This window comes from Actinomadura sp. RB99, assembly GCF_014706005.1.
In the GTDB taxonomy this organism is placed as follows: Bacteria; Actinomycetota; Actinomycetes; order Streptosporangiales; family Streptosporangiaceae; genus Spirillospora.
The window spans coordinates 232,024-256,904 of sequence record NZ_JABMCA010000004.1 but is presented as its reverse complement, the minus strand read 5'-3'; the positions used below and the strand labels follow the sequence as shown (position 1 = coordinate 256,904).

General features: G+C 69.6%; 26 protein-coding genes. 17 read left to right on the top strand and 9 right to left on the bottom strand.

The window, feature by feature from the left end:
- Positions 1-206 precede the first annotated feature (206 nt).
- Positions 207-956 carry an alpha/beta hydrolase gene (locus amrb99_RS06125; RefSeq protein ID WP_347256557.1) on the bottom strand — a complete coding sequence of 250 codons (750 nt, stop codon included), beginning with the start codon at positions 954-956 and terminating at the stop codon, positions 207-209.
- Between the two features lie 811 nt (positions 957-1,767).
- On the opposite strand from amrb99_RS06125, the gene amrb99_RS06120 reads away from it, so the two are divergent.
- The gene (locus amrb99_RS06120; protein ID WP_241755276.1) at positions 1,768-1,944 is read left to right on the top strand and encodes a hypothetical protein; all 177 of its coding nucleotides are present in this window, start codon (positions 1,768-1,770) and stop codon (positions 1,942-1,944) included.
- Positions 1,945-2,089: 145 nt separating this feature from the next.
- On the opposite strand, the gene amrb99_RS06115 is transcribed toward amrb99_RS06120, so the two are convergent.
- Positions 2,090-2,587, bottom strand: a complete 498-nt coding sequence (locus tag amrb99_RS06115) for a Tautomerase enzyme (RefSeq protein WP_190853355.1) — start codon at positions 2,585-2,587, stop codon at positions 2,090-2,092.
- A gap of 94 nt (positions 2,588-2,681) precedes the next feature.
- Between amrb99_RS06115 and amrb99_RS06110 the strand changes: the two genes are divergently transcribed.
- The 7 genes from amrb99_RS06110 (at position 2,682) to amrb99_RS06080 (ending at position 7,915) form a co-directional block, all read left to right on the top strand.
- A complete protein-coding gene (locus amrb99_RS06110; protein ID WP_190853352.1) occupies positions 2,682-3,173 on the top strand; it encodes a helix-turn-helix domain-containing protein in 492 nt (163 codons plus the stop codon).
- Positions 3,174-3,260: 87 nt separating this feature from the next.
- A complete protein-coding gene (locus amrb99_RS06105) occupies positions 3,261-3,425 on the top strand; it encodes a hypothetical protein (protein WP_190853350.1) in 165 nt (54 codons plus the stop codon).
- 388 nt (positions 3,426-3,813) lie between these two features.
- Entirely contained in the window at positions 3,814-4,455 is a 642-nt protein-coding gene (locus amrb99_RS06100; protein WP_190853348.1) for a hypothetical protein, read from the top strand.
- A gap of 306 nt (positions 4,456-4,761) precedes the next feature.
- Entirely contained in the window at positions 4,762-5,244 is a 483-nt protein-coding gene (locus amrb99_RS06095; RefSeq protein ID WP_190853346.1) for a hypothetical protein, read from the top strand.
- 596 nt (positions 5,245-5,840) lie between these two features.
- The gene (locus tag amrb99_RS06090) at positions 5,841-6,158 is read left to right on the top strand and encodes a hypothetical protein (protein WP_190853344.1); all 318 of its coding nucleotides are present in this window, start codon (positions 5,841-5,843) and stop codon (positions 6,156-6,158) included.
- Positions 6,155-6,907, top strand: coding sequence for a glucose 1-dehydrogenase (locus amrb99_RS06085; protein ID WP_190853342.1), 753 nt, complete (start codon positions 6,155-6,157; stop codon positions 6,905-6,907). The genes amrb99_RS06090 and amrb99_RS06085 overlap by 4 nt, the downstream gene beginning before the upstream one ends.
- 9 nt (positions 6,908-6,916) lie before the next feature.
- Positions 6,917-7,915: an amidohydrolase family protein gene (locus amrb99_RS06080; protein WP_190853339.1), complete on the top strand. Its 999-nt coding sequence runs from the start codon at positions 6,917-6,919 to the stop codon at positions 7,913-7,915.
- Between the two features lie 49 nt (positions 7,916-7,964).
- On the opposite strand, the gene amrb99_RS06075 is transcribed toward amrb99_RS06080, so the two are convergent.
- Positions 7,965-8,690, bottom strand: a complete 726-nt coding sequence (locus amrb99_RS06075; RefSeq protein ID WP_190853337.1) for an FCD domain-containing protein — start codon at positions 8,688-8,690, stop codon at positions 7,965-7,967.
- Positions 8,691-8,842: 152 nt separating this feature from the next.
- Here amrb99_RS06075 and amrb99_RS06070 point away from each other — a divergent pair, with 152 nt between their 5' ends.
- The 6 genes from amrb99_RS06070 to amrb99_RS06045 are packed head-to-tail and all read left to right on the top strand — an operon-like array spanning position 8,843 to position 15,722.
- Complete coding sequence (locus tag amrb99_RS06070) at positions 8,843-9,670, top strand: fumarylacetoacetate hydrolase family protein (protein WP_241755275.1); 828 nt, start codon at positions 8,843-8,845, stop codon at positions 9,668-9,670.
- Positions 9,667-10,596, top strand: a complete 930-nt coding sequence (locus amrb99_RS06065; protein ID WP_190853332.1) for a VOC family protein — start codon at positions 9,667-9,669, stop codon at positions 10,594-10,596. Before amrb99_RS06070 ends, amrb99_RS06065 begins: the two co-directional genes overlap by 4 nt.
- A gap of 23 nt (positions 10,597-10,619) precedes the next feature.
- On the top strand, positions 10,620-11,456 hold the full coding sequence (locus tag amrb99_RS06060) for an SMP-30/gluconolactonase/LRE family protein (protein ID WP_190853330.1): 837 nt from the start codon (positions 10,620-10,622) through the stop codon (positions 11,454-11,456).
- On the top strand, positions 11,453-12,964 hold the full coding sequence (locus amrb99_RS06055; RefSeq protein ID WP_190853328.1) for a bifunctional 3-(3-hydroxy-phenyl)propionate/3-hydroxycinnamic acid hydroxylase: 1,512 nt from the start codon (positions 11,453-11,455) through the stop codon (positions 12,962-12,964). The genes amrb99_RS06060 and amrb99_RS06055 overlap by 4 nt, the downstream gene beginning before the upstream one ends.
- Complete coding sequence (locus tag amrb99_RS06050) at positions 12,958-14,535, top strand: AMP-binding protein (protein WP_190853326.1); 1,578 nt, start codon at positions 12,958-12,960, stop codon at positions 14,533-14,535. The genes amrb99_RS06055 and amrb99_RS06050 overlap by 7 nt, the downstream gene beginning before the upstream one ends.
- Positions 14,532-15,722 (top strand): lipid-transfer protein, encoded by a 1,191-nt coding sequence (locus amrb99_RS06045; RefSeq protein ID WP_190853324.1) that lies wholly within the window; start codon positions 14,532-14,534, stop codon positions 15,720-15,722. The genes amrb99_RS06050 and amrb99_RS06045 overlap by 4 nt, the downstream gene beginning before the upstream one ends.
- A gap of 145 nt (positions 15,723-15,867) precedes the next feature.
- On the opposite strand, the gene amrb99_RS06040 is transcribed toward amrb99_RS06045, so the two are convergent.
- The 6 genes from amrb99_RS06040 to amrb99_RS06015 form a co-directional block, all read right to left on the bottom strand.
- The gene (locus amrb99_RS06040; protein WP_190853321.1) at positions 15,868-17,301 is read right to left on the bottom strand and encodes a M1 family metallopeptidase; all 1,434 of its coding nucleotides are present in this window, start codon (positions 17,299-17,301) and stop codon (positions 15,868-15,870) included.
- The gene (locus amrb99_RS06035; protein ID WP_190853319.1) at positions 17,289-17,489 is read right to left on the bottom strand and encodes a hypothetical protein; all 201 of its coding nucleotides are present in this window, start codon (positions 17,487-17,489) and stop codon (positions 17,289-17,291) included. Before amrb99_RS06035 ends, amrb99_RS06040 begins: the two co-directional genes overlap by 13 nt.
- Before the next feature lie 10 nt (positions 17,490-17,499).
- On the bottom strand, positions 17,500-19,473 hold the full coding sequence (locus amrb99_RS06030; RefSeq protein WP_241755274.1) for a serine hydrolase domain-containing protein: 1,974 nt from the start codon (positions 19,471-19,473) through the stop codon (positions 17,500-17,502).
- A gap of 118 nt (positions 19,474-19,591) precedes the next feature.
- Positions 19,592-20,200, bottom strand: coding sequence for a response regulator (locus amrb99_RS06025; RefSeq protein ID WP_190853314.1), 609 nt, complete (start codon positions 20,198-20,200; stop codon positions 19,592-19,594).
- An 11-nt stretch (positions 20,201-20,211) separates the two neighbouring features.
- Positions 20,212-21,165, bottom strand: coding sequence for a nucleoside hydrolase (locus amrb99_RS06020; RefSeq protein WP_190853312.1), 954 nt, complete (start codon positions 21,163-21,165; stop codon positions 20,212-20,214).
- A 107-nt stretch (positions 21,166-21,272) separates the two neighbouring features.
- Positions 21,273-21,797: a hypothetical protein gene (locus tag amrb99_RS06015; protein WP_190853310.1), complete on the bottom strand. Its 525-nt coding sequence runs from the start codon at positions 21,795-21,797 to the stop codon at positions 21,273-21,275.
- Positions 21,798-21,916: 119 nt separating this feature from the next.
- Here amrb99_RS06015 and add point away from each other — a divergent pair, with 119 nt between their 5' ends.
- From add to amrb99_RS06000, 3 genes are read left to right on the top strand one after another with little or no spacing between them, the layout of a single operon-like run.
- Positions 21,917-22,951: an adenosine deaminase gene (gene add, locus amrb99_RS06010; protein WP_190853308.1), complete on the top strand. Its 1,035-nt coding sequence runs from the start codon at positions 21,917-21,919 to the stop codon at positions 22,949-22,951.
- Positions 22,948-24,003 carry a LacI family DNA-binding transcriptional regulator gene (locus amrb99_RS06005; protein ID WP_190853306.1) on the top strand — a complete coding sequence of 352 codons (1,056 nt, stop codon included), beginning with the start codon at positions 22,948-22,950 and terminating at the stop codon, positions 24,001-24,003. Before add ends, amrb99_RS06005 begins: the two co-directional genes overlap by 4 nt.
- Before the next feature lie 40 nt (positions 24,004-24,043).
- Positions 24,044-24,694 (top strand): TetR/AcrR family transcriptional regulator, encoded by a 651-nt coding sequence (locus tag amrb99_RS06000; RefSeq protein ID WP_347256551.1) that lies wholly within the window; start codon positions 24,044-24,046, stop codon positions 24,692-24,694.
- Positions 24,695-24,881 lie beyond the last annotated feature (187 nt).

Below are 24,881 nucleotides of genomic sequence, written 5' to 3'. Positions count from 1 at the left end.
TTCAGGCGGGTTCATGGCAAGTGCCATCGATGGTTTCCGGGCGACCACATTCGCCGGGCCCCACCTGGGCAGCCGCCCTGCACGGGCACTTCGAGCGTTGTTCGTCCTCGGGCGCTTCGACGGTCGGGTTGGAGGCATTACCACCGGCCGAAGTAAGCCAAATTGCATTGTTTTCACTGCAGTCCGCTTAACGCTTTTGGCAGCCCTCACCCGCCGCCTTGGTGGCTGAAGATCATGTCGGCTACCTGGTCAGGTGTCTCCGCGCGGGGGGGGAAGTGCCCGACGTCAGGCAGGACGATCCGTTCGTATTCGGCGGTGAACAGCGCGCTCTTGTTGGCGGAGGTCTCGGGCAGGTTGTCGCCGTCGCGGGCGCCGTGCAGGACCAGCGTCGGCACCCGCACCGGGGCGGGTTCGAGCGGGCGACGCTCGATGTCGTCATAGCTGGGGTCACCCTGGGCTTCGCCCCAGCGGTGCAGGTAGGCGTGCGCGGTGATGTGCGGCCAGTCGTCGTTGTCCCAGGCGTCCGCCGCCTGAGCGAACTCCGCCACTTGGATTTCCCATTCCGGGCTCCAGGAGCGCCACAAATAGCGGGCGAACGAGCGGCGGTCTTCGTATATCGCTCGCCGACCACGTTCGGTGGCGACGAACCACTCGTACCAGTAGGCATGAGGCAACGGCCAACTCAACTGCACATCGGCTCGGTTGGTGGCGTACCCGGCGGACATCGCCACCAGGCGGGCGACCCGCTGGGGAAACAGCGCTCCGACCACGTAGCCGGCTCGGGCGCCCCAGTCGTGCCCCACCAGCGAGACCTGATCGAGGTCGAGGGCCTCCAGGAAGCAGGCCAGGTCGTGCCCGAGCGCACCGATCTGGCCGCTGCGCATTTTGCCATCAGAGCGGAAACGGGTCGGCCTGAAGCCCGGCAGGTACGGGGCGGTACACCCGGTACCTGGCATCATGCCAAGCCGGCAGCAACCCGCTCCAGCAACGTGGATCGTCGGGCCAGCCGCGCACGGCCACCAAGGGCGCCCCGCCCTCTGGCCCGCTCACCTCGTAGCCGATGTCCGAGTCCGTTGTCCGGACGAACTCGGTCAGAGTGATCACCCCTGGGGGTTGCCCGGCGCCGGCCGCAGCCAACGAGAGCGGACTCGCCCGCCGCCTCACCGCTCACAGCGAGGCCCGGGTCCCGACGGCACCGTCCGACTCCTCACAACCGCCCCGGATCGGTGCTCTCGCGAACACCCAAGCTTCCCACTGCGTGGAGCCTGCACCATCAGGCACCCGGTTGAACACGTCGCCACCTGACTCTGGTGGCCGTGCATGCGTAGGAGAGGACAGCTTGTCCGTCCTCACCGAGCAGCTCGGAGACATTCCTGTTTTCGAATACGGCCGCTGGCGGACCCGCCGCGACCGTGACGCCAAAACCATTCGGGAGGTGGTCCGCAACGCTGGGCGCCCGAGTTCTGCCACCCAAGCGACGGCTTCTCCGCCGACGGCGGTCGCGACGAGAACCGTTCCTGGTCGCCTACGCCTCGCGCTCCTGCCGCCGCACCCTCTGCCCCGCCGCCGAAATCGCCGCCCACGCCGCCGTCGGCATGCGCGTCGAAACCCCGGCCAGACCCGATGTCAGCCCCTGCCCCTGCACGTTTACCCCTGCCGAAAGAATGAGGGTGTGACTGAACCGGATACCGGAATACTGATGAGAAAGCCACTAGCGGTGAGCTGGCCACCACCGCACCGCGTTCGTGCTCGACAACTTCTCCCCGCTTGACCACGAAGCAGGACAGCCGCGTCGGCGACTGGGGCGCGGCGAACAGCGTCGAACTCGCCTACACGCCGACCAGCAGCTCCTGGCTCAACCGCGTCGAGGCCCAGTTCACCGCCCTGCGCTACTTCACCCTGGACGGCACCGACCACGCCACCACAAAGAGCAGGGCGGCATGATCCGCCGTTACATCATCTGACGGAACCAGCACGCCGCCGACAAACGCCTTTGCGAGGTGGTGGCCAAGGCCGACGTCGCCTGAATCGGGCTGATCCTCACGACTGTGTCACCGGCCGCATCGATCCCCACTTCGTTCGCCATCCATCAGGGCAGGCGGGCGTGTTCGGCTCGGGTGGCAGCGATCCGCTCACGCGCGAGCGTACGGGCCCGCTTGGTGTCGTCGCCGGTGAGTCGGGCGAGGATCGTTGCGAGTGGCCTGATCTGGCCCCGGCCGCCCCAGTGGCCCTCGGGGATCTCGGTGGGGAATACCCAGATCCGGCTGGCGTCACGCGGCCAGGCGCCGTCCTCGGCGTCGAGGATCGCCTTGGTGACCTCGGCGATGACGCTCGCACGCTTCTGCTCGTCGAGCTGGCCCTCGGGGACGGACGGGACGACCTTGTAGCGAGGTGCGTCCGCGGGTTCTCCGCCGACGTAGATGCCGGCCGGTCGGTGCAGCCAGAGCCAGGAGACGGAACGGCTCACCGGGTCGGCGGGGTCGAATCCCTCGTTGCGGATGAGGATCTCGGTGATGCGGTTCAGCAGCGCCGCCTCGGCGTCCGGGCGGAGCGCGCCGTCGGGGATGTACACGTCGAGCATGGGCATGGTCGATCTCCTTGCTGAGTTTAGTTCTTCAACTCAGGCCGGAGCCTACGAGGGCTAAGTACAGCTTGTAAACCCAGATGCGTACACTCGTCCCATGGAGACGCGGCGAATCGACCCGGTGAACTGCTCGGTGGCCCGCGCCCTCTCGGTGGTGGGGGAGCGCTGGTCGCTGCTGATCGTTCGTGAAGCGCTGGACGGCGCGCGTCGGTTCGGAGAGTTCCACTCCCGCCTCGGGATCGCCAGAAATCTCCTGGCGACTCGGCTCGAGACGCTGGTGACGGCGGGAGTGATGCGCCGCGTGCCTTATCAGGAGCCCGGGGATCGGCAGCGCTTCGCCTACGAGCTCACCGAGCAGGGCCGGGCATTGCGGCCCACGCTCGTGGCGCTCCTGGAATGGGGTGACACGTACCTCGCCGACCCGCAGGGCCCGTCGGTCATCGTCCGGCACCGGCCCGTCGACGATGCGAGCTTCTGCGACGAGCCGGTCAAGGTCGTCCTGGAGTGCGCTGCGGGGCACAGCCACCTCGCCCCGGAAGACGTCTGCCGCACGCCCGGGCCGGGCGCGCGCTTCGTGGAAAGCTCCTGAGGTCCCAGGAAGGCACTGGCCTCTGCGTTCCCCGCTCCGCGCAAGAAGCCGCCGGCGCGGGTCCTCGCGGCTGGAGCCGTTCAAGCGGTGTTCGACCGGATGCTGTGGACGGACCTGGACGCCCCGTGCAAGCAGCGGCATACGGCGCGCCGGATCTTCAACCACTTGATCGCTGAGCAGGAGATGGAAGGCATCTCCTCTTCCACCGTCGCCAACTACGTGGCCTGGCGCAGACCGCCGAATCATGGTTGAGGCCGTCCGGGGCTCGCCGCCCGAGGTGTTCATCGACCAGGTTCGGCTCGTGAGCACTGGCCAAAAGGGAGCTCAGGGGGTCGAGGCCGTTCACGGCGACTGATGTTGCCCCGGTTCTGTGGACAGGTCGGGGCAACATCAAAGCTCATCCCCGCCCTCAACAACACGCGCCCACCCATGGCCGATCTCGCTGACCTGTCCTACCCCCGGCGCCGCGACGAACTTTGTCGGCGTCGCCGGGGACGGCGTGACCTTCGTCAACGTGGAAACGACCCTCGCCGACGTCGTCCCGCAGCTGGCGCAGTTCAGAAAAATGGCGGCATAATCGCTCGGCGGGGCGCGGGAGGTGCTGATCGATTTGTCCTTCCGCTGACACGGAGGTCGCCGCGTGGAGCCCGGGATCGTCGTCGTGCTGAACGGCCTCACCGGTGCGCGGAAGGCGGGTGCCATCGCTGGGGTGGCCGTGGGAGCGTTTATGGCGGCCGTTTTGGGGGCCGCCTTTACCGTCGGTGTGACGATGGGGAGCTGTTCGCGGGCGAGTGTCGCCGCCTGGGCGGGTGGTGTGGCCGTGCTGATCGCCACCGCCGTGGTGTGGCCTTCGGTGCCGCGCCTGCGCCGCCGGTTCGCCCATCCCGGGGTGTGGTTGGACGGGACGGTCCTGCACGCCCGCATGCCTGACGGGCTGCGGAGCTGTGACCTCGCGACCGCGCACGTCGTGATAGACGACGTCCCGCCCCGGCGGGGCCGGCAGTGGAATCCGGCGTTCCAACGGGCGGGGATCGTGACGGTCCCGGGGATTGCGCGTTTCCGGGTCGAAACCGACACGGGACCGATCGACTTCGCGCTGTACGACACTTACCGGCGGGCGGAGGTGCCGCGGGAGGTGCTGAAGGCGCTGGCGGACGCGATCCTTGCCGGTCCGGACCGCTACGGGCAGGTCGATCAGGACACCGAAGATGCCGTCCGGAAGCTGCGCGAGAGGGCGGTGGCGGCGCTGAAACTCCGGGGGCGGCCGCAGTGGCTTCGCTGAGCGGCTCGAGACGGCAGATGTATAGAAGGTGCTGCGGTGCTTCACCCACGGCAGCCCCACCTATCAAGGGCTCGAAGAACTCGGCCGCGCGGTGCGCACCATCTTCGCGTGCGAGTCGGCTGAATGCGCACTCGGCCAGCACGTGCACGACGGCCCACACCTTTTCGAACTAGAGTAGTGCAGTCGTTATCGGACTTCTGTGTTCAAGCACGGCGATCTTGAAAATGGGAACGGTCGCGAAGGGCGGCACGTCCGAGAAGGGCGAACCGGGTGCGGTATATGCACCCTGCGAGAAAGAGGAGCATCATGCCGCTTGCCGAGCAGAACGGCCGTCTGCCGTCCCGGAAACTCCTGCCCGGAGAAAAATGGCTTCCATCCGTCGCTGCCGGGTGGTTGATCGTGGTCGCCTTGACCGGCACCACCTTCCTGTTGAGTTGGGGGATTGCAGGGAGCATCGACGCTGGATGCGATTATCATTACAACCGCCGCGGCCAGCGCTCCTGCGGAGTGCCGGACGAAGGAATGGATAGTTTTATTGCAGTAATGATCGGAGCCTTCTTGTGGGGGCTTGCGGTGTGCGCACTGGGCTTTCGAGTGATGTTCAATGGTTCGTGGTGGCCTGCTCTCGGCGTCACCGTCGGTGCAGCGGTGGCCTTGGTGGTCTCCGTTACGGGAGGCGTCACCACGGGTGAAAAGGCCATGCTATTCATGGCCTTGGTGGCCGCCGTGATCGTGCCATGGATCACCCGCTACCGGAGTAACAAGCGATCCGAGAGGAAGGGGAATTGAGGGGCGGAAGGGGGAGGCGCGGCTGGTGGGCAGCCGAGCACGCTGATGGCCGCATGTCGATCAGGGTGAAGGCCGTCGCGTCGCCTCGCTGGTCGAGAGCGCCGAGTCACCGCGGTGATCGAGGTGTCCGATGTGTTCGTGGCCATCGCCGCCGAGCAAAGGCGTCCTGATGGCGGTCGCCTTCGAGGCTGCCTGACTGCCGGGCGGCCCGCCCCGAGGCCACGAACGGCGGGCGTCAGGCGCGCCTCGCCGGCTCCTGCGCGCCTCGCCATCTGACCGGCGGCCGGGCAAGAGCGATCCGGGCGCGATGTTCAGTTGGTCCTTCTGCGGAGGACGACACAGGACGCGGAGCGGACGCTCACCAATACGCAACGAGTACTGCGATGGACAGCCGGAAGCACGGGCGGCGGGTCGCCCTCGAGGGTAGATGGTCGTCGGCGCCGAACCGTGAAGATGCTCGGGCAGTGCGCTCATCCGGGGTCCCTTCGGCGTCGGGCCGCCGGGCACCGATCAAGCTCGAATCCATGCCTTCGAGTTATCGCCGTATTCACAATCGATCTTGGAATTCTGTGCCGGGAGAAGCGCATCATCTAGGCATGATTCACCACACGATGATCGTTTCATTCGATGGCGATATCCCGGACAGTGCCCTCGATCAGTACCTGAAAGATATCGAAGACGTGATGCGGGCCTCCGGGGCGATCCAGACCTTCGCGGCGAGGCGGCACATCCGGGTGCCGGCCGACGACCACAGCCCGGTGTTCGTGGCCAGCGCCGTGGTGCAGCTCGGTCTTGCGGATGTGGACGCGCTGAACGCCTCGTTCGCCGCGCCCGGAGCGGCGGACCTCATCGAGCGCTGGCAGGCCGAGTACCCGTACCGGGTGGTCTGGGTGAACCATGAGGCGCTCGCATGACCGGCTTCGCGGGCAAGGCCGGTCTGGTGACCGGGGCGGGGAGCGGGATCGGCCGGGCGAGCGCGATCGACTTCGCCCGGCGCGGCGCCGCCGTCGGGGTGCTCGACCTCGATGCGCGCGCTGCCGAGGAAACCGTGGCGCTGATCGCGAAGGCGGGCGGTACGGCGAAGGCGATCGCCGCGGACGTCGGCGACGAGGCCGCCGTGCGCGCAGGCGTCGCCGCCGTGGTCGACGCCTTCGGCGGCCTGGATTTCGCGGTCAACAACGCGGGCCTGCAGTCCACCGGACGGGAACTGACCGGCATGACGCTGGACGAATGGGAGCACGTGCTGCGGGTCAACCTGACCGGCGCCTTCCTTTGCCTGCGGGCCGAACTGCCCGAACTGCGCAGGCGGGGCGGCGGGGCCATCGTCAACGTCGCCTCCAATGGGGGCCTGTACGCCATCCCGAACGCGCCGGCCTACGTGGCGAGCAAGCACGGCGTCGTCGGGCTGACCAAGGTGGCCGCCGTCGACTATGCGCCGTACGGCATCCGGGTGAACGCAGTCTGCCCCGCGCTGACCAGGACCGCCATGTACGAGACCGTTGCCGCGGGCACCGATCTGACCGCAAGGCAGGAGGCGGTGACCCCGCTCGGGCGGCTGGCCGATCCGGAGGAGGTGGCGGCCGCCGTGGTTTGGCTCTGCTCACCGGAAGCCTCCTATGTGACCGGAACCGCCCTTTCCGTCGACGGCGGCCGACGAGCCTGAGGAGGACCCATGGACCGCGTCATAGCGGTGGAAGAGCACATCGCCACCGAGGCGTTCCTGCGGACCGCGCACCGGCTCGAGGTCGTGCCAGGCGACCGGGCCGAGATCGACTTGATGCGCACCGTCGAAGGCTCCGATCCCCTGCGGGCCCAGCTGCTCGATCTGGATGCGCGCATCGGGGTGATGGACGCGATCGGCCAGGATCTCGCGGTACTGAGCCTCAACCCGCCTGGAGTGCAGCCGTATCCGCCAGAGGACGCCGTGCCGCTGGCCCGGGAGTTCAACGACGTGCTCGCCGGTATCGTGCGGCGGCATCCGGGGCGGTTCGCCGGTCTCGGCACGCTGGCCCCGCAGGATCCCGCCGCCGCGGCCGAGGAGATCCGGCGCGTCATGGGGCCGCTCGGGCTGAACGGCGTCATGATCAACTCGCACACCGGCGGCCGGTACCTCGACGAGCCGAAGTTCGCCCCGATCCTCGAAGCCGCCGAGGACAACGGCGCACCGATCTACCTGCACCCGCGGATCCCCGCGATGCGCGGCGGCTACCTCGACTACGGGCTTTCCGGAGCCATCTGGGGCTACCAGGCCGAGGCAGGGCTGCACGCCATGCGGCTCGTCCTCGGCGGCACGCTCGACCGGTATCCCCGCCTGACTGTCGTGCTCGGCCATCTCGGCGAGGGAATCCCGTTCTGGCTGCGGCGGATCGACAACCGCCATGCCTTCGCCCGGCAGGTCGCGGGAGCCGCCACGCCGATGCCGAAGCTGGAGCTCGCCCCGAGCGAGTACTTTCGCCGCAATTTCGTCCTGACCACCAGCGGCATCGATGATCCGGACGTCCTCGGCCTCGCGCTGCGCGCGGTCGGCGAAGACAACATCATGTTCGCCATCGACACGCCATATGAGGATCCGGCCGCCGCGGCCGCCTTCCTGCGCGAAGCCCCGCTGACCGAGAAGCAGCGCGCGGCGATCGCTCACCGCACTGCGGAGCGGGTGTTCGCGCTCCGCTGAGGTGCTCGGCTCCTGAGACGCGAGATCCTGGCCGTTGACGCCCGGGCGTTCACGCCTGGCCGGTGACGCCGGCGGAGAACCCGGGCGAGTCCCCGGCGGTGACGGCCCCGTCGCCCAACCTGGTCAGCAGCATTCGCGTGGTGAATGCGATGTGGTCGCGCAGGAGCGTCGCGCCGCGGTCCAGGTCGCGGGCGAGGGCGGCGTCGGCGAGTGCTCGGTGCTCGGCGGCCGGATCGCGGTCGTGTTCGGCGATGAGGGGAGCCGCCCACCGGCGGTACAGTTCCGTCTCGGCGCGCAGTTCCCGTGCCATCGCGATGAGGCGGCGGTTGCCGCAGCCCGAGACCAGCGCGGCGTGGAAGGCCTCGTGTGCGAGATACCACTCGTCACCGCGCGGACCGTCCGACGCCTCGCGCTCACGGAGGCCCAGTACGTGGTGAGCGGCCACGACCTCGGCCTCCCACTGGCCGTCGCCCGTGGCCATCGACAGGCGGAAGGCGAGCGCCTCCAGTTCGACGCGCGCCGCCGTGACGTCGGCCAGTTCGTCAGCCGACAGGGACGCGACCGCGTACCCCTGGTGAGGCTGCAGGGCGACCAGTCGCTCGCCGACGAGTTTGGTGAACGCCTCCCGGAGGACGCCCGGGCTCGTCTCGTACTGAGCGCACAGGGCCGGGAACTTGAGCCGCTGTCCCGGCGCGAGCCGGCCCGTGAAGATGTCCTGCCGGATCTGCTCGTACGCCTCGGTCGCCCGGGTGCCGGACCCTCCCCGCTTCACCATGCGTCAGACCCTACTCGATCTACTACTATCCGCGAAACTTTAGAAAGTTTCCTTGACATGAGAAAGTTCTCCGCGCAGGATCGGTGGCACTCAAGCGAAGCCGCAGCAAAGGAGCGACGTTGCGCATCGGAAACGTTCGGGGACGGCCGTGGTTGATCACGGACGAGGCCGAGGGCATCGACATCTACGAGGCGAGCGGGCACCGGTTCGGGCCGGACCTGCCCGCGCTGTACGAACGGTGGGAGGAGTTCGTGGACTGGGCGCCGGCGGCGGCCGGCGAACGGGCGGCCTTCGTTCCCGCCGATCTCGGGGCGCCGTCGCCGAATCCGCGTCAGGTGTTCGCCATCGGGCTCAACTACCACGGGCACGTCCAGGAGGCAGGGCTGGAGGTCCCGGCAGAGCCTTCGGTGTTCACGAAATACGTCTCCTCGTTCGCGGGCGCGGAGTCGACGGTCGAACTGCCGCCGGGCACGGTGGACTGGGAGGTCGAGATCGCGGTGGTGATCGGCCGGACGGCCCGCGACGTCGCGGCCGGCGACGCCTGGGGCCACGTGGCGGGCTTGACCGTGGGACAAGACCTTTCCGAACGCCGCCTGCAGCTGTCGGGGGCGCCGCCGCAGTACAGCCTCGGCAAGTCCTTCCCGGGCTTCGGTCCGACCGGGCCGTACCTGGTCACGCCGGACGAGTTCGCCGATCCGGCCGATCTGGAGCTGGGCTGCGTGCTCAACGGCGAGCCGGTGCAGAAGGCCCGCTCCACCGAGATGGTCTTCTCCGTCGACGTGCTGATCGAGAAGCTTTCCCAGGTCACCACGCTCCTCCCTGGTGACGTGGTGTTCACCGGCACGCCGGCGGGCGTGGGGGCCGTGCGCACGCCGCCGCGGTTCCTGTCCGCGGGGGACGAACTCGTCTCCTATGTCGAGGGCATCGGGAGCATCCGGCAGACCTTCGTGTCCGTCGGCGCGGAGAGGAGCGCGTCATGAGCCTGCATCGGCTCGCCTCGATCACTCTCGGGGTGCCCGACGTCGCGGCCGCCGGCGCCTACTACGAGGAGTTCGGGCTGGCGAAGGAGCGGGACGGCTGGTTCTCGACCGCAGACGGCGGTCGGCAGCTGCGGCTGGTCCGGTCTCCGGCCCGGCGGCTGGTCGGGCTGTCGATCGGCACGGACACCCTTGATGATCTGTACGCCATCGTGTCCCGGTTGACCCGGCTGGGGATCGATGCGCGCGCCGACGGGCACCGGCTGGTGGCGATCGAGCCGGTGACCGGTGTCGAGGTCGAGGTCGCGGTCATGCCGCGGGCGGTGGTGGCCGCCGTGCCGGCCACCCTGTTCAACGGCCCGGCCCGGGACGACCGCGGGGCGGCCCGTGCACCCGGCGTCGTGCGCGAGGGCCCGGTCCGCCCGCGCAAGCTCGGGCACGTGGTGATCGGGTCGATCGACCAGGAGGCGAGCCAGCGGTTCTTCACCGACGGCATCGGGCTCAAGGTGAGTGACGAGATCGCGGGGGTCGCCGCGTTCATGCGGTGTTCCACCGACCACCACAACGTGCTGGTGCAAGGCGCGCCGGTGAACTTCGTCCATCACACGTCGTGGGAGGTCGACGACGTCGACGAGGTCGGGCGTGGCGCCATGCGGATGCTGGAAGGCGCCCCCGAGCGCCACGTGTGGGGGCTGGGCAGGCACACCGTCGGGTCCAACTTCTTCTGGTATCTCCGGGATCCGGCCGGCAACTTCAGCGAGTACTACTCCGACCTGGACTGCATCGTCGACGACGCCCTGTGGAAGCCGAGCGTGTGGGACGGCGGCGACGCCAAGAGCTTCCAGACCTGGGGCCCGCCCATGCCGCCGTCGTTCATCGAACCGGAGGACCTCGCGGCGCTCATGATCGGCGCGCACGGCTCGCCATGACCACGCGACCGTACGCGAGTGGCATGGGCTGGGGCGAGAGCCCCCGCTGGTACGACGGCGCGTTGTGGCTTTCCGACACCCAACGTGCCCGGTTGTGGACGGACGCTTCGGGCGAATGGCGTCCGTTCGCTCTCGAGTCGCCGTCCAACGGCCTGTGGTTCCTTCCCGATGGCAGGCTCGTGGGCGCGCTGATGCGCGAACGCAGGATCGGGGAGTGGGACGGCCGGGCCTGGCGGCCCTATGCCGACCTCGCCGGTCTCGGCGCGGGACCGCTGGGCGACATGATCGGAGACGCCGACGGCAACCTCTACGTCGACGATGTCGCTTTCGACGCCGCCGCCGGCGAGGAGCCGGTGCCGGGCCGGATCATCCTGGTCCGACCGGATGGCAGCGCCGTGGTCGCAGCCGAGGACGTGGAGTTCCCGAACGGTCTCGCGCTCGTCGACGGCGGCGCGACGCTGGTCGTGGCGCAGACCGCGGCCCGGTGCCTGACCGCGTTCGAGGTCCTCGCCGACGGCACTCTCGGCGAGCGGCGGCGCTACGCCGACCTCGCCGGTCTGGTCGGGCCGGACGCGCGCCCCGACGGCATCTGGCCCGCGAAGCGCGGTGTGTGGGTGGCGACGACGAGCGGCCGGGCGATCGTCCGGGTCGGCGAAGACGAGGTCCACGAGACGGTGCCGACCGCGCCGCTGCTGCCGATCGCCTGCTGCCTGCGCGACGACGGCGCATTGATCGCGACGCTCGCCGACACCCGGGGAGCCCCGTTGCTCGATGCCGTGAGATCCCGCCGGGTCACGGCCTCCGCCGTGCTCATCGAGCCGCGGAAACCACTGGAACGACACCATGAGGTGAAAGAATGAGCGACGCCACCACTGCTGCGGGCGTAACCGACGTCGACGTCGCGGTCCTGGGGTGCGGCACCACCGGCCTGGTCCTGGCGCGGTTGCTGGCGATGGAAGGACTGCGGGTCGCCGTGGTCGACGCCCAGCGCATCCCGCGGCCGTTCCCCCGGGCGACGCACCTCGACGACGAGACCATGCGCACCTTCCAGACTCTCGGCCTCGCCCATCTCGAGGAGCGGTTCTCGCTCGCCAGCATGTACCGGTTCTACGACCCGCAGTGGCGGCCGGTGATGGAGTTCCCCTTCAACAAGGGCGTCACCGACCAAGGCTGGCAATCGGACTACATGTTCCATCAGCCGGATTTCGAGGCGGTGCTGCGCGGTCACGCGCACGCCCACCCCGGAACCACCCACTTCTTCGGATGGGACGCGACCGAGCTGACCACGTCGGACGCATCGGCGCGGCTGCTCATCAAGGAACGGGACACCGGCCGGGAGCACACGATCACGTCCGCGTTCCTCGTCGGCGCCGACGGCGCGAACTCCTTCGTGCGCGGGCGGATGGACTGCACGCAGGTCGACTACGACGCAACGCACCGCTCGCTGATCGTCGACATCCTGCCGTTCGTGCGGAAGGAGAACCTCTCGCATCGTGACTGCTTCATCCAGGCGGGGATCCGGAACCCGTTGACGTTCGTCGCTACCGCGGAGCCGCTGCTGCGCTTCGAGCAGCTCCTCCGTCCCGACGACGACACCGCGGAGTTCGAAAGCCCCGAGCACGTCTACGAGCTGCTGTCCCGGTTCCTGAGCCCGGACGAGTACCGCGTCCTCCGGGCCGACGTCTACGAGTGGAAGGCGGTGGTCGCCGAGCCGTGGGGCAGGGGACCGCTGTTCCTGGCCGGAGACGCCGCGCACGAAATGCCGCCGCACCTGGGTCAGGGCATGGTCTCCGGGATCCGCGACGCGCTGAACATCGCCTGGAAGCTGGGCCGCGTCGTCCGGGGCCGGTCCCCGCGGGAGCTGCTGGACACCTACGAATCCGAACGCAGGCCGCACATGACCGAGTACGTGAAGCTCGCCGCGCAACTGGCCAACGAGATCGAGGACATGAAACCGGTGGGGGCCGAGGCAGGGCAGCAGGTCCCGGTCACCGAACGCGAGGCGCTGCGTCCGAAGATCGGGCCGGGAATCCGAACCGAGGACGAGTTCGCCGGAGCGCTCAGCGCACAGCCCACGTTGGCCGACGGCCGGCGCATGGACGACGTGGCGGGATACCGGTTCGCGGTCCTCGGTACAGCGGATTGCCTTGCCGGGCTCAGCGATCGGACGAAGAAGTCGTTGGAGTCGTTGGACGCAGCGACCATGACGGCTGACTCCGAGGAAGCGAAGCGCTGGCTGAAGACCCTCGAAGCCGGCGCCGTCCTCATCCGGCCGGATCGCTACCTCTTCGGCACCGCAGCGAGCACGCGACAGCTCGACGCGCTGGTGGCCCGCCTGGAAACGGCGCTGGGCGAGGGCGCATGGTGACCTATGCCGGCGCCCCGGACAGGCCGACGACCCTTCCCGAGATCCTGCGAGCGCGTGCGGAACTGAGCCCGGACGACCGGTTCCTCACGTTCGACGGCGCGACGAGGACCTACGCCGAGATGCACGCCGCAGCCGGACGCGCCGCGGCCGCACTGGCCTCACTCGGCGTCCGGAGGGGCACCAAGGTCGCCGCGCTGCTCCCCAACTCGACCGAAATCCTCGACGTGTGGCTGGGGTCAGCGCTGCTCGGTGCGGTCTTCGTCCCGATCAACACCGGACTCCGGGGCGAGGGCCTGCGCTACATCGTCGAGCACAGCGAGGCGGAGTTCATCGCCGTCGACGAGCCACTGACCGAGACGCTGAGCGCCGCTGTCCCGCCCGGCCGCGGACCCCGCCATCGCTATATCCGCGGGCGAGACGAGCCGCCCCGCGGATACGGGTCGCTGGCGGCCCTGCTCAACGGCGCCCACGCGGCCGTCAGGCCATGCGATGTCGAGCCGGGCGATCTGGCCTCCATCCTGTACACCTCCGGCACGACCGGGCTGCCGAAGGGCGTGATGAACTGCCACAACTCCTTCGCGGTGGCGGCCAACGAGTTCACCCGGCGATACGTGCGGATCCGCGACGACGACATCCTCTACACGAGTCTTCCGCTCTTCCACGCCAACGCCCAGTCCCTGACCACGGTCGGCGCGTTGATATCGGGACGGCCGATGGTGCTGGCCCCGCGCTTCTCGGCCTCCGGGTTCCTCAACGACGTCCGAGCGCACCAGGCAACGGTGTTCAACTACATCGGGGCGATGCTGACGATTCTGGCCAACCGGCCGGAGCGCCCCGAGGACGCGCGGAACCCGCTGCGCCTCGCGATCGGCGGGGCCGCACCGGAACACCTGTGGCGCCGGTTCGAGCGGCGGTTCGGCCTCACGATCCTCGAAATCTACGGGCTCACCGAAAGCGCCACCTTCTGCCTGGCCAACCCTCCGGACGACATCCGTCCCGGGACGATCGGGAAGACGACGAGCTGGTCCGAGGTCAAGATCATCGGACCGGACGGCAGAACCCGGCCTGACGGGGAACCCGGCGAGATCGCGATCCGGAGCACGCGGCCGGACACCATGTTCCTCGGCTACCACAAGAACGGCGAAGCCACCCGCGAGGCCGTCGGCGACGGCTGGTTCCGCACCGGGGACCGCGGCCGCCGCGAGGCGGACGGATACTTCGTCTTCCTGGACCGCCTCAAGGACTCGATCCGCCGGCGGGGCGAGAACATCTCGTCCTTCGAGATCGAACGGACCGTCGACGCGCACCCGCTGGTGAGTGAGAGCGCGGTCGTCGGGGTTCCGTCCGAACTCGGAGAGGAAGACGTCCTGGTGGCCGTCGTGCCGCGAGACGGCTTCGACTGCGCGGACCTGGTGGAGTTCTGCCGGCAGCGGATGGCCGACTTCATGGTGCCCCGCTACGTCCGGGTGGTCGCCCGGCTGCCGAAGACCGCAACGCAACGCGTCGAGAAGTACATCCTCCGGGAAAACGGCGTTCAAGGCGCCTGGGACCGGCAGCAGGAGGTCGGATGATGCGCACTTTCGTCATCGGGGTCGGGCTGGCGACATTCGAGAAGCCCGGAACCAAGTCCGGCGACTATCCGGACTGGGTGCGGGAAGCCGGCACGGCGGCGCTGAAGGACGCCGGCATCGGCTACGAGATGGTGGAGCAGGCGTACGCCGGCCACGTGTACGGCGATTCCACGTCCGGCCAGCGAGCCGTCTACGAGCTCGGGCTGACCGGTATCCCGGTGGTCAACGTCAACAACAACTGCGCGACCGGGTCGACGGCGCTCTTCCTGGCACGCCAAGCGGTCGCACACGGGGTCGTGAACTGTGCCCTGGCCGTCGGGTTCGAGAAGATGAAGCCGGGCTCGCTCTCCGCCACGTACACCGATCGGACGAACCCGCTGGGACGCCACCTCGACCGCATGGGCGAGATCCGTCCTCGGGAGTCCGCGCCGTTCGGTCCCGAGATGTTCGGGAACGCCGGTCGCGATCACATGGCCCGATACGGTTCGACGCCAGAACACTTCCTCTGGGTGGCCTGGAAGAATCACAAACACTCGGTCGACAATCCGTACGCCCAGTTCCGGACCGAGTACAGCCTGGCCGAGATCGCCGCGTCGCGGGTGATCCACGCTCCGCTCACCAAGCTCCAGTGCTCTCCGACCTCGGACGGCGCCGGCGCCGCCGTCATCGCGTCCGAGGAGTTCGTCGAACGCACAGGCTGCTGGGACCGCGCGATCGAGATCACCGGCCAGGCCATGGCCACCGATTTCGCGTCGACGTTCAGCGCCGGGACCGACTGTATCCGCATCGTCGGCTCCCACATGTCGCGGGAGGCGGCCGATCGCGCCTACCGGGAAGCCGGGATACGCCCGGAGGAGGTGGACGTGTGCGAGCTGCACGACTGCTTCAGCACGAACGAGATCATCACCTACGAGGCGCTCGGTTTCGCCGAGGAAGGAGAGGGGCACCTGCTCGTCGAGCGCGAGGCCACCACCTACGGCGGGGACGGACCGGTCGTGAACCCGTCGGGCGGGCTCATCGCGAAGGGGCATCCGCTGGGCGCCACCGGCCTGGCGCAGTGCGCTGAACTGACCTGGCAATTGCGCGGCGACGCCGGCCGGCGCCAGGTCGAGGGGGCGGAGGTGGCTCTGCAGCACAACCTCGGCCTCGGCGGCGCCGCCGTCGTGACCGTGTACAAGCGACCATGAACCGCTCGACCGGGGGCGCAGGGCCTCCCGCGCGACGGTTGATCTTGGGTCTGCTCGTCGGTCACGAGCGCCCTGCGTCCTGTTGGCCATGCACCGAACGCCGTGGAAGATGATCTCGCTTGGCGTGGCATCGGAGCCGGCGTCTTCAGCGATCCCAGGTGGGCTTGCCCGGCGAGTGCAGCCAGACCCGGAAGAACTCGCGGAGGTCCTGCCCGGAGATCCGTTCGGCGAGCGCTTCGTAGTCCTCCGTGGTCGCGGTGCCGTACTTGTGCTCGGCCAGCCAGGTGCGGGTCAGCCGCAGGAACCGCTCGTCGCCGATCCTGTGCCGGAGCGCTTGCAACGTCATGCCGCCGCGGAGGTAGATCGAGCGGTGGAACATCTGGTCGCGGGACGGGTCGGCGATCGCGAGGTCCCAGAACCCGGGGCGGCCGGGCGGCATGGGCGGCGGGTCGGCGTAGATCTGCTGGAAAGCCTCCTGCGCGGACTGGCCGCCGTGCTTCTCCGCCCAGTACTTCTCCGTCCAGACCGCGTAGCCCTCGTTCAGCCAGGTGTCACTCCAGCGGCCGACCGAGACGCTGTTGCCGAACCACTGGTGGCTGATCTCGTGCACCACGCCCTTCTCGACGGGCGGCGTTTCGTAGGTGGGACGGGTCTGCGTCTCCAGCGCGTTGGGGACGTTGAGCGGCGGAACGTTGTTGTTCTCGATGATCGAGCCGGTCGTGGTGAACGGGTAGGGACCGAAGTAGTCGGCCAGTTCGTCGGTCGCCCGCGCCGTCCACGCCGGAGTGCCGACCGAGCCCGGGTCGGACGCCACACCTGGATCGACCGCGTCGAGCTGCGGGATGCCCTTGCCCGTGGTGGTCCTGGAGATGTCGAACCGTCCGATCGAGCCGGTCGCCAGGTAGGTCGCCATAGGGCGGTCCTCGCGCCACACGAAGGTGTCCTTGCCGTCGGCGCGCCACCGCTTGACCAGTCGGCCGTTGCCGATCACCTGGAGACCCTGCGGCACGGTCGTCTCGATCGTGAAGAACGCCTTGTCGCGCGGATGGTCGTTGGCGGGGAACCACGTGGACGCGGCGTTCGGCTCGCAGACGATCGTCGCGCCGTCGTTGGTGTGCAGGAACCCGTACGGCAGATCGAACCCGATCGGGCCGCCGAGCGTCTCGGGGACGCCGTCGTAGCGGACGACCACCGTGAACCGGCTCCTGTTCCGCAATCCCCGGCGCGGCGTGATCTCCAGTTCGCGTTCGCCGGTGCGGGCGAACGGGACGCGGTGGCCGTTCACCTGCACCGATCGGACGTTCATCTTGTAGAGGTCGAGATTGAACCGGGACAGGTTCTGGGTGGCGGTCGCTCTGAGCGTGGTTTCGCCGATGAGCTGGTCGGTGGCGGGATCGTAGGCGGTCTTCAGGTGGTAGTCGCCGACGTCGTATCCGCCGTTGCCGAGATCGGGGAAGTAGGGGTCGCCCAGCCCCGGCGCACCGGGTTCGTACCGGACGTCGGCGTTCGCGGCCGGCACGCACAGCCCGAGCGCGACGGCGGCGGCCGCAGTGATCCGCGCAGGCTTCACAAGTCCCATCGAATGACCTCTCCCTCGAAAATCACACAAAGGCCGTCGAACAGTTGAATTTGATCAGCATCGCTCCGGCCGAGTTCGTCGATCAGGCGAACAGGACGGGCCCGCACCCCCGCCGGGCAGGGCGGTGACGCGGCCGGCCCGTCGGTCAGCCCGCGTTCATGGATCGGAAGTACTTCTTCGGCGGTCATAGGGCCTCGCTCAGTTGGTCGGGAACGGCAGCGCGAGGAGGTTGTAGGTCATGGCGACTTTGTAGAAGGCCACGGCTGCCACCACCAGGAGCGTGTAGGAGAGCCGGCCCGTCCATCCCCACCAGCCGCGGACCCAGGCGACTACCGCGGCGCCGGTGACCGCGATCGAGAACAGCAGACCGGTCGTGGCCACGAACGGCAGCGCGGCGAACCGCGGTGAGTTCAGTGCGGTGAGTTCCATGAGCACGTTCGGGTCGGACACGGTCACGGCCACCGCGGCGGTGAAGCCCGTCACGATCGCGGCGGTGACCCAGGCGAGCAGTTTCGCGGCCCGCGGGCCGGCGGGCTCGGGAGGGGTGCCGGTGCGGGACCGGCGCCGCGCGACGCCCACCAGCCCTTTGACCGGCAAGAGGAGGAAGCAGACAAGGAACGCGAGCGCGCCGAGACCGAGAAGGATGACGTGCGGCGTCGGGGTGTCGTACCAGGCGAGCTTTTCCAGGGCCTCGGAGGGGTTCATCGAGCTGGTCAGCGTCCCGTCGCCGGTGAAGGCGATGCGGGCCTGGCCGCCGCGTTCCTGGAAGAGCCTTGGACCGATCCGGACCCAGCGCTGGGTGGTGTCGTCCGGGTCGGGGGAGAGTCCGGTGGTCGTCAGGGTCCCGTCGCCATGGGCCTGGACGGACGGCGCCGCGAACAGCGACGCGACCTTCATGATGCTCGTCCTGCTCGTGCGGGTGGACCGGTAGGTGCCGGCAAGGCCCTTGAGGTCCTCGGCTTTGGTGGCGAGGGCCGGCGGGGCCTGCGACGTGGCCGGGAAGTAGCGGTCGACGATCTGGTCGACCAGGCTCTGGCCGTCCCATGGGGCGGTGGTGCCGACGCCGCCGCCGTTGTAGACGACGTAGATGCCGGTGCGGTCGTCGGGGAGCAGGGCCATGACGTTGTGGTGGCCTGGGACGTCACCGTCCTTGTAGACGAGGCGGTGCCCGTTGCGCGGCCGCTGCTCGAACACATAGCCCATGCCGGGGATCCGGGGGTCCTGCGCGTAGTGCTGCTGCTGCATGCGCCGCGCGACGTCGCGGCCCAGGCGCGGGTCGTTGCTCAGCTGGGCGAGCATGAGGCGGCCCATGTCGGCGGGGGTGGTGACCGGCCCCGTTCCGGTCGGTGTCCACGGCCCGTACTGGCCCTTGACGGTGGCGTAGCCGTCCCCGTTCGGGCGGTACGCGCCGGCGAGGATCGCGTCCAGCTCCGCCGTGTGCGGCACCGCCATGCTGGTCGCTGTCATGCCCAAGGGCTTCAGGATGTGCTGCTCGACGTACTGGGCGAACGGCCGGCCGGACGCGATCTCCACCAGGTGTCCCGCGAGTGCCATGCCGTAGTTGTCGTAGGCGACACGTGTGCCGGGTGGCCGGACGCGGCGGGGCTGCCGGTCGGCGAGACCGCGTGCCAGCGAACCGACGTCGGCTGGGTCGGCCTTCGCGAGCCCGACGATGTCATCGTCGAAGCCCGCCGTGTAGGTCAGCAGGTGCTCCAGCGTGACGGGCCGCCCCGGGTAGGAGTTCTTGATCTTGAAGGTGGTCAGGTAGCGGTTGACGTCGGCGCGCAGATCGAGCTTGCCGGTGTCGACGAGCTGCAGTGCCGCGGTGGTGGTGAACAGCTTGGCCAGCGACCCGGTGAAGAAGCCCGTCTTGGGGGTCACCGGCCTCTTCCCGGCCGCGTCGGCGGTGCCGTACCCCTTGGCGAGAACGGTCCGGCCGCCCGAGACCACCACGACCGCCGCCCCGGGGATCTTGTCGTCGGTGAGCTGCCGGCGGACGATGCCGTCCACCAGCCCGGTGAGTCCGGGGAGGTCGGTGGAGCGGGGTGGCGGGACGATCGGTCGTGTGGGCGCCGCCGGGGGCGGAGCGAGGGCCTGTGCCGGCAGGGCGAAGCCGAGGACCGTGGCCGAGGCCAGCGCCATGGCCGCCCAGCGGGCGATCGTCGGTCTCATGATGATCACAGTGCCGACCTGCATAGGGACCGGACCAGTGTCTGCCGCCCGGTTCTCATGTGCGGAACGCACGAACAGGACGGGCGGGTACGATCTCGCCTCGCGGTGGCCATTCGTCCTACAGCCAGCCGGCCTCGGTGGCGATCCGGACGGCGTCGAGCCGGTTGCGTGCGTCCAGTTTGGTGACGATCACGCCCAGATAGTTGCGCACCGTCCCCTTCGACAAGTGGAGCGCCGAGGCGATCTCCGCGGGATCCGCGCCGTCCGCCGCGAGCCGCAGGACGTGCACCTCCCTGTCGGTCAGCGGGTTCGGCCGCTTCGTCAGCGCCTCCGCCGCGAGCCGCGGATCGAGGACGTGCTCGCCGGCCGCCACCCGGCGGATCGTGTCCGCCAGCTTGGCCGGCGGCTCGTCCTTGAGCATGAACCCGCGAGCTCCGGCCGCCAGTGCCTTCCGCAGCGTCTCCGGACGGTCCAGGGACGTCAGGATCAGCACCCGGCACTCGGGAAGCCGCTCCGCCAGCAACGCGGCCGCCGCGAGCCCGTCGACGCCGCCGGGCATGCGCACGTCGAGGACCGCGACATCGGGACGGTGCGCCAGCGCCAGCGCCACCGCCGCGTCCCCCGACGCCGCCTCGGCCACGACGGCCAGATCGCTCTCCAGGCCCAGCAACGCGACGAGGGCTCCTCGGATGAGTTCCATGTCCTCGGCCAGCAACACCCGAATCACGTCCGTCCTCTTTATCCGATCAGCCGGGGCAGGGGAGCGGCGACGGTGTCGAAGAGCAGCCTTTTGAATCCGGCCTCGTGCACGCGGCGGACCAGGGTCAGGTTGGGGGGCGGGGCCGTCCTCCGCCGGTCGATGACCATCTGCCCGCGGGTCAGGCCGTCCAGCGCGATGTCGACGTGCGCCTCTTCCTGCTCGGTGACCAGCTCGGGTCTGAGGGCGACGGCCATGGCCACCGGATCGGGCAGGTCGTAGCCGGGCAGGCCGGTGACGTCGCGGGCCCAGTCGGCGACGGTGCGGTTGATGCGATGGGCGAACGAGGCCAGCGGGGTGCCGATCCGCTCCAGCCGGCGCTGATCGGCCGGGGTCATCACCGCGTCCCGGCGGGAGACGTCCCAGCCGATCCACGTCACCTTGTCCGGGGTGGCGGCCTGGGTGAGGACCCGGGCCGCCTCGGGATCGGCCCACACGTTGAACTCGGCGGTGGGCGAGACGTTGCCCGCCATGTCGGCGGCACCGGCCATGCAGTAGACGTGCCGGAACCTCGACAGCAGCTCCGGGTCGCGCAGCAGAGCGGCGGCGATGTTGGTCAGCGGGGCGAGGGTGACCAGCGTGAGTTCGCCCGGGAGCCTTCGGGGCAGCGTCAGCAGGACATCGACCGCGTGCGCCGCCCGAGGGACCGTGACGGGGTCGGGCAGGCCGATGTCGCCCATGCCGTCCTGGCCGTGGACGTGCTGGGCGCTGGACAGGGCGCGCGTCATGGGGCGCGCGCAGCCGGCATGGACCGGGATGTCGGGGCGCCCGGCGGTCTGCAACGAGATCAGCGCGTTGCGGGTGCCGGTCTCCAGCGGCACGTTGCCCGCCACCGTGGTCACCGCGCGGACATCGGCCAGGCCGCTGGCGGCGGCCAGCACCAGGGCGACCGCGTCGTCGGAGCCGGTGTCGGTGTCAATGATCAAAGGCCGCATGGCGGCGTTCCCCAAGAAGGTGATGCGGTCCCGAAGGACCGGGTGTGGCTGATGGCGTGTTCGCTGTGGCCATGGCTCTGATCGCCCAAGTGCGCAGGGAGCCTTGGTCAGGCGGGCTGCTCCACCGCGGCACGGACGCCGTGGAGGATCTCAAGGGCCCGTTCGGGACGGATCGGAGACGTCTCGGCCGGCTCCGCCGGCGCGAACTCGATGAAGACGATGGTCGTGGAGGTCATCGAAACGCAGGCGATGTCGTGCGCGGGCGGTGTGCATATGGCCGAACCACTGCCGGTCAGGCCACGGAAAACGACCAGCCTGTCATCGGCGGGGTCGGCGTAGACGGCCCCTACTGGGCGGCCGGTGATGTCGCCGCCCAGTTCCGCCTCGTACCGTTGCCGGCTGTAATCGGACAGCTCCATGTCGACGGTGCCGTACGCCTCGGTCTGGCTCCGGTCGAGGGGCAGGCCCGCGGCGGTCGCCGGGACGACGAGCCGGTACGGCCTTGTGCCGCCGTCCGAGACGCCGCCCGGGGACAGGGCGGCCACCGCACCGGCCACCGCGCCCGCCACCATGACGGCGCCCATGCTCGCGACCAGTACGAGCACACCCTTGCGGTCCCTGGCGATCGGCATTGACGGCCCCCTTGATCGGTCAACGGCAAGGACGCTAGTAAAACGTATGACGTCCGTCAACGCAGGCTTGTGAGCAGATGATGTAATACGTTGCATGACCAGATCCGAAGGGAGCCGCCGTGGAGGTCCTGCCCCGTTCGCAGCCCAAGGCCGAGCTGCATCTGCACCTGGACTGCTGTGTCAGCTACGCCTGCGTCGCCGCACTACGGCCGGGCACGTCCCTGACCGAGTACCTGCGTGACTACGTCGCCCCCGCCAGATGCGCGGATCTGGTCGACTTCCTCACCAGGCCCACCAGGATCGTCCAGCTCATGCAGACGCCCCGGGCACTGCGCCTGGTCACCGATGACCTGTTCGCGCAGCTCGTCGCCGACAACGTGGCCTACGCCGAGATCCGGTTCGCGCCGCTGCTGCACACGGCGGGCGGGATGCGGCCCGAGCGTGTCGTCGAGGAGGTCGAGACCGCGGTCGCCCAGGCCAGCGAGGCGACGGGAGTGCGGGCGAGCGTCATCCTGTGCACGCTTCGGCACTTCGACGCCGACGCGAGCATGGCCACGGCCCACCTGGCCGCCGACCGGCTGGACGGCGGCGTGGTCACCGGGTTCGACCTCGCCGGCGACGAAGCGGGGTTCGGGCTGGACGCGCACGTCGCCGCCTTCCGCCACGCGCGCGAGCACGGTGTCCGGATCACGGCGCACGCCGGCGAGTCACGAGGCGCCGACGGCGTCAACGACGTCCTGGACCGTCTGGGCCCCGAGCGGATCGGGCACGGGGTCCGCAGCATCGAGGACGAGCGCACCGTCGAACGCCTCATCGCCGGCGGCGTCCACTTGGAGGTCTGCCCCACGTCCAACGTGCAGACGATGGGGAGGCTGCTGCCGTCCTACGCCGACCACCCGGTCGACCGGCTCCGATCGGCCGGTGTCCCGCTGTCCATCAGCACCGACGCCCGCACCGTCGCCAATGTGACCCTGGACCGGGAGTACGAACGCCTCCGGCGGGCGTTCGGCTGGACGGCCGACGACCTGGCCCGTTGCAACCTCGCCGCCGTCCAGGCGTCCTTCGCCGGCGCCGGCCTCCGGCAAGAGCTGATGCGGATGTTCACCGCACCCGCCTGCCCGCCTGCGCCTCCGGCTAAGATCGCCGCGCCATGACAGACAGCCCCACCGGCCCGTCCCGCCGCTCGCCCGGCGGCACGGGCGGCGCACACCGCCGTCCGACCGGACACGAGGTCGCCGAGCTGGCCGGCGTGTCCCAGTCGACGGTGTCGCTGGTGTTCTCGGGCAAGGCGGCCGGCCGGGTCTCGGCCGAGGTGGAGCAGCGCGTCCGGCACGCCGCCCGGCAGCTCGGCTACCGCCCGCACGCCTCCGCCAGCACCCTGCGCGCCGGACGTACCCGGACGGTCGGCCTCCTGGTGCCGGACATCACCAACCCGTTCCTCGGCCATGTGCTGCGCGGCGCACAACGGGCCGGGCGCGCGGACGGGATCACCGTCGCGCTCATCGAGCCGGGACCCGAGAGGAACTGGCAGCTCACCGCCGTGGAGGCCCTCAACGCCGCGGCCATCGACGCGATGATGCTGTTCGGGATCGAGCCGCCGTTCTCCGACGCTCCCGGGCCGACCGTCCTCATCGAGGCCGTCGCCGACGGGTTCACCAGCGTCCTCCTCGACGTCCGGCAGGGCGCCTCGGCGGCGGTCGGGCACCTGCTCGACCTCGGCCACCGCCGGATCGCCCACCTCGGAACCGACCTGCCGTCCACGACCTTCAAGGCCCGAGCCTCCCGATGGCGCCGCGAACTCGACCAGGCCGGTATCACCGCCACCGAGAGCCCGGAGGTGCTGGCGGGCTTCAGCCTGCAGGCCGCCCGCGGCGCCGCCCATCAGCTGCTGTCCCTGACACCGAGGCCGACCGCCCTGTTCTGCGACGACGACCTGCTCGCCGCCGGGGCGCTCATGGCCGCCCACGACCTGCGCATCCCGGTCCCCGGCGAACTGTCGATCATGGGCTTCGCCGGCACTCTGCTCTCCGAGGCCGCGACACCCCAGCTCTCCACCGTCGTCGCACCCGCCAAGGAACTGGGCGCCGTCGCCCTCCAGACGCTCCTGCGCACCATGGACGGCCACGTCACCGCGCCTCGTCCCCTCCCCATGACCTTGGTGCCGCGCGCTTCCACCGCCCCTCCGCACCGTCCACCCCCTCGATGAACCGCCGGGCGACCTCCGGGGCGGCGGTCAGGAGTCCGCTGTGAGCGCCGCCGTACCGCGTCCGCCGCGACGCCACCGCCGGATGTCGCGCGCCGAGCGGGAACGGCAGATGCTGGACGTGGCGGAGGAGGTGTTCGGTGACCGCGGCTACCAGGGCACCTCGATGGATGAGATCGCCCAGCGGTGCGGCGTCTCCAAGCCGATGCTGTACGAGTACTTCGGCTCCAAGGACGGCCTGTTCGCGGCGTGCGTCGACCGGACCAAGGCCGAACTGCTGCACGTCACCCAGAAGGCCATGGCCGCCGCTTCCACACCCGAGGACGTCCTATGGCACGCGATGGTCGCCTACTTCGCGTTCGCCGACGAACACAGCAGGTCGTTCGCGATGATGCTCAGCAGGCCCACCGACGGGTCCTGGAAGACGGTGGACGCCGTCGAGGCGATCCGCCGCCAGCAGGGCACGCTGATCTCCGCGGCGCTGACGGCGTTCGCCCCCCACATCGGCGAGCAGGCGATCGCCGCGTTCACCGAGATCATCATCGGCGCGAGCGAGCGGCTCGCCCAGTGGCGGACCCGGCACCCGCAGGTGCGCATCGAGGACGCGGCGCGGCACATGACCGACTTCTGCTGGAAGGGCCTCAGCCCCTACCTCGCCGAACCCGGCCGAAGCATGCCCCCGCGAACCCCTTGAGCCAGTTGGCGCCCCACCTGATGTCTCCTGAGGGCCTGAACGGATCCAACATGGCAGAAGGCACGTGACGCCTACATCATCGCCAAGGCCGAAACTCGCCGTGCCTGACTCGGTGGGATCACCTAGCGCGCTGTCCGTGTGGCCACGGCGGGCTGCTGATCGCCGGCAAGGAGAAGAATGATGTTGA

What these genes read in the sequence shown, in the direction of transcription:
- amrb99_RS06005 (WP_190853306.1), top strand. Translation starts at nt 22,948, where the DNA reads ATGACAGACAGCCCCACCGGCCCGTCCCGCCGCTCGCCCGGCGGCACG.
- amrb99_RS06095 (WP_190853346.1), top strand. Translation starts at nt 4,762, where the DNA reads ATGCCGCTTGCCGAGCAGAACGGCCGTCTGCCGTCCCGGAAACTCCTG.
- amrb99_RS06125 (WP_347256557.1), bottom strand. Translation starts at nt 956, where the DNA reads ATGCCAGGTACCGGGTGTACCGCCCCGTACCTGCCGGGCTTCAGGCCG.
- amrb99_RS06030 (WP_241755274.1), bottom strand. Translation starts at nt 19,473, where the DNA reads ATGAGACCGACGATCGCCCGCTGGGCGGCCATGGCGCTGGCCTCGGCC.
- amrb99_RS06050 (WP_190853326.1), top strand. Translation starts at nt 12,958, where the DNA reads ATGGTGACCTATGCCGGCGCCCCGGACAGGCCGACGACCCTTCCCGAG.
- amrb99_RS06040 (WP_190853321.1), bottom strand. Translation starts at nt 17,301, where the DNA reads ATGGGACTTGTGAAGCCTGCGCGGATCACTGCGGCCGCCGCCGTCGCG.
- amrb99_RS06110 (WP_190853352.1), top strand. Translation starts at nt 2,682, where the DNA reads ATGGAGACGCGGCGAATCGACCCGGTGAACTGCTCGGTGGCCCGCGCC.
- amrb99_RS06085 (WP_190853342.1), top strand. Translation starts at nt 6,155, where the DNA reads ATGACCGGCTTCGCGGGCAAGGCCGGTCTGGTGACCGGGGCGGGGAGC.
- amrb99_RS06065 (WP_190853332.1), top strand. Translation starts at nt 9,667, where the DNA reads ATGAGCCTGCATCGGCTCGCCTCGATCACTCTCGGGGTGCCCGACGTC.
- amrb99_RS06045 (WP_190853324.1), top strand. Translation starts at nt 14,532, where the DNA reads ATGATGCGCACTTTCGTCATCGGGGTCGGGCTGGCGACATTCGAGAAG.
- amrb99_RS06060 (WP_190853330.1), top strand. Translation starts at nt 10,620, where the DNA reads ATGGGCTGGGGCGAGAGCCCCCGCTGGTACGACGGCGCGTTGTGGCTT.
- amrb99_RS06035 (WP_190853319.1), bottom strand. Translation starts at nt 17,489, where the DNA reads ATGACCGCCGAAGAAGTACTTCCGATCCATGAACGCGGGCTGACCGAC.
- amrb99_RS06015 (WP_190853310.1), bottom strand. Translation starts at nt 21,797, where the DNA reads ATGCCGATCGCCAGGGACCGCAAGGGTGTGCTCGTACTGGTCGCGAGC.
- amrb99_RS06020 (WP_190853312.1), bottom strand. Translation starts at nt 21,165, where the DNA reads ATGCGGCCTTTGATCATTGACACCGACACCGGCTCCGACGACGCGGTC.
- amrb99_RS06055 (WP_190853328.1), top strand. Translation starts at nt 11,453, where the DNA reads ATGAGCGACGCCACCACTGCTGCGGGCGTAACCGACGTCGACGTCGCG.
- amrb99_RS06090 (WP_190853344.1), top strand. Translation starts at nt 5,841, where the DNA reads ATGATTCACCACACGATGATCGTTTCATTCGATGGCGATATCCCGGAC.
- amrb99_RS06075 (WP_190853337.1), bottom strand. Translation starts at nt 8,690, where the DNA reads ATGGTGAAGCGGGGAGGGTCCGGCACCCGGGCGACCGAGGCGTACGAG.
- amrb99_RS06080 (WP_190853339.1), top strand. Translation starts at nt 6,917, where the DNA reads ATGGACCGCGTCATAGCGGTGGAAGAGCACATCGCCACCGAGGCGTTC.
- amrb99_RS06115 (WP_190853355.1), bottom strand. Translation starts at nt 2,587, where the DNA reads ATGCCCATGCTCGACGTGTACATCCCCGACGGCGCGCTCCGCCCGGAC.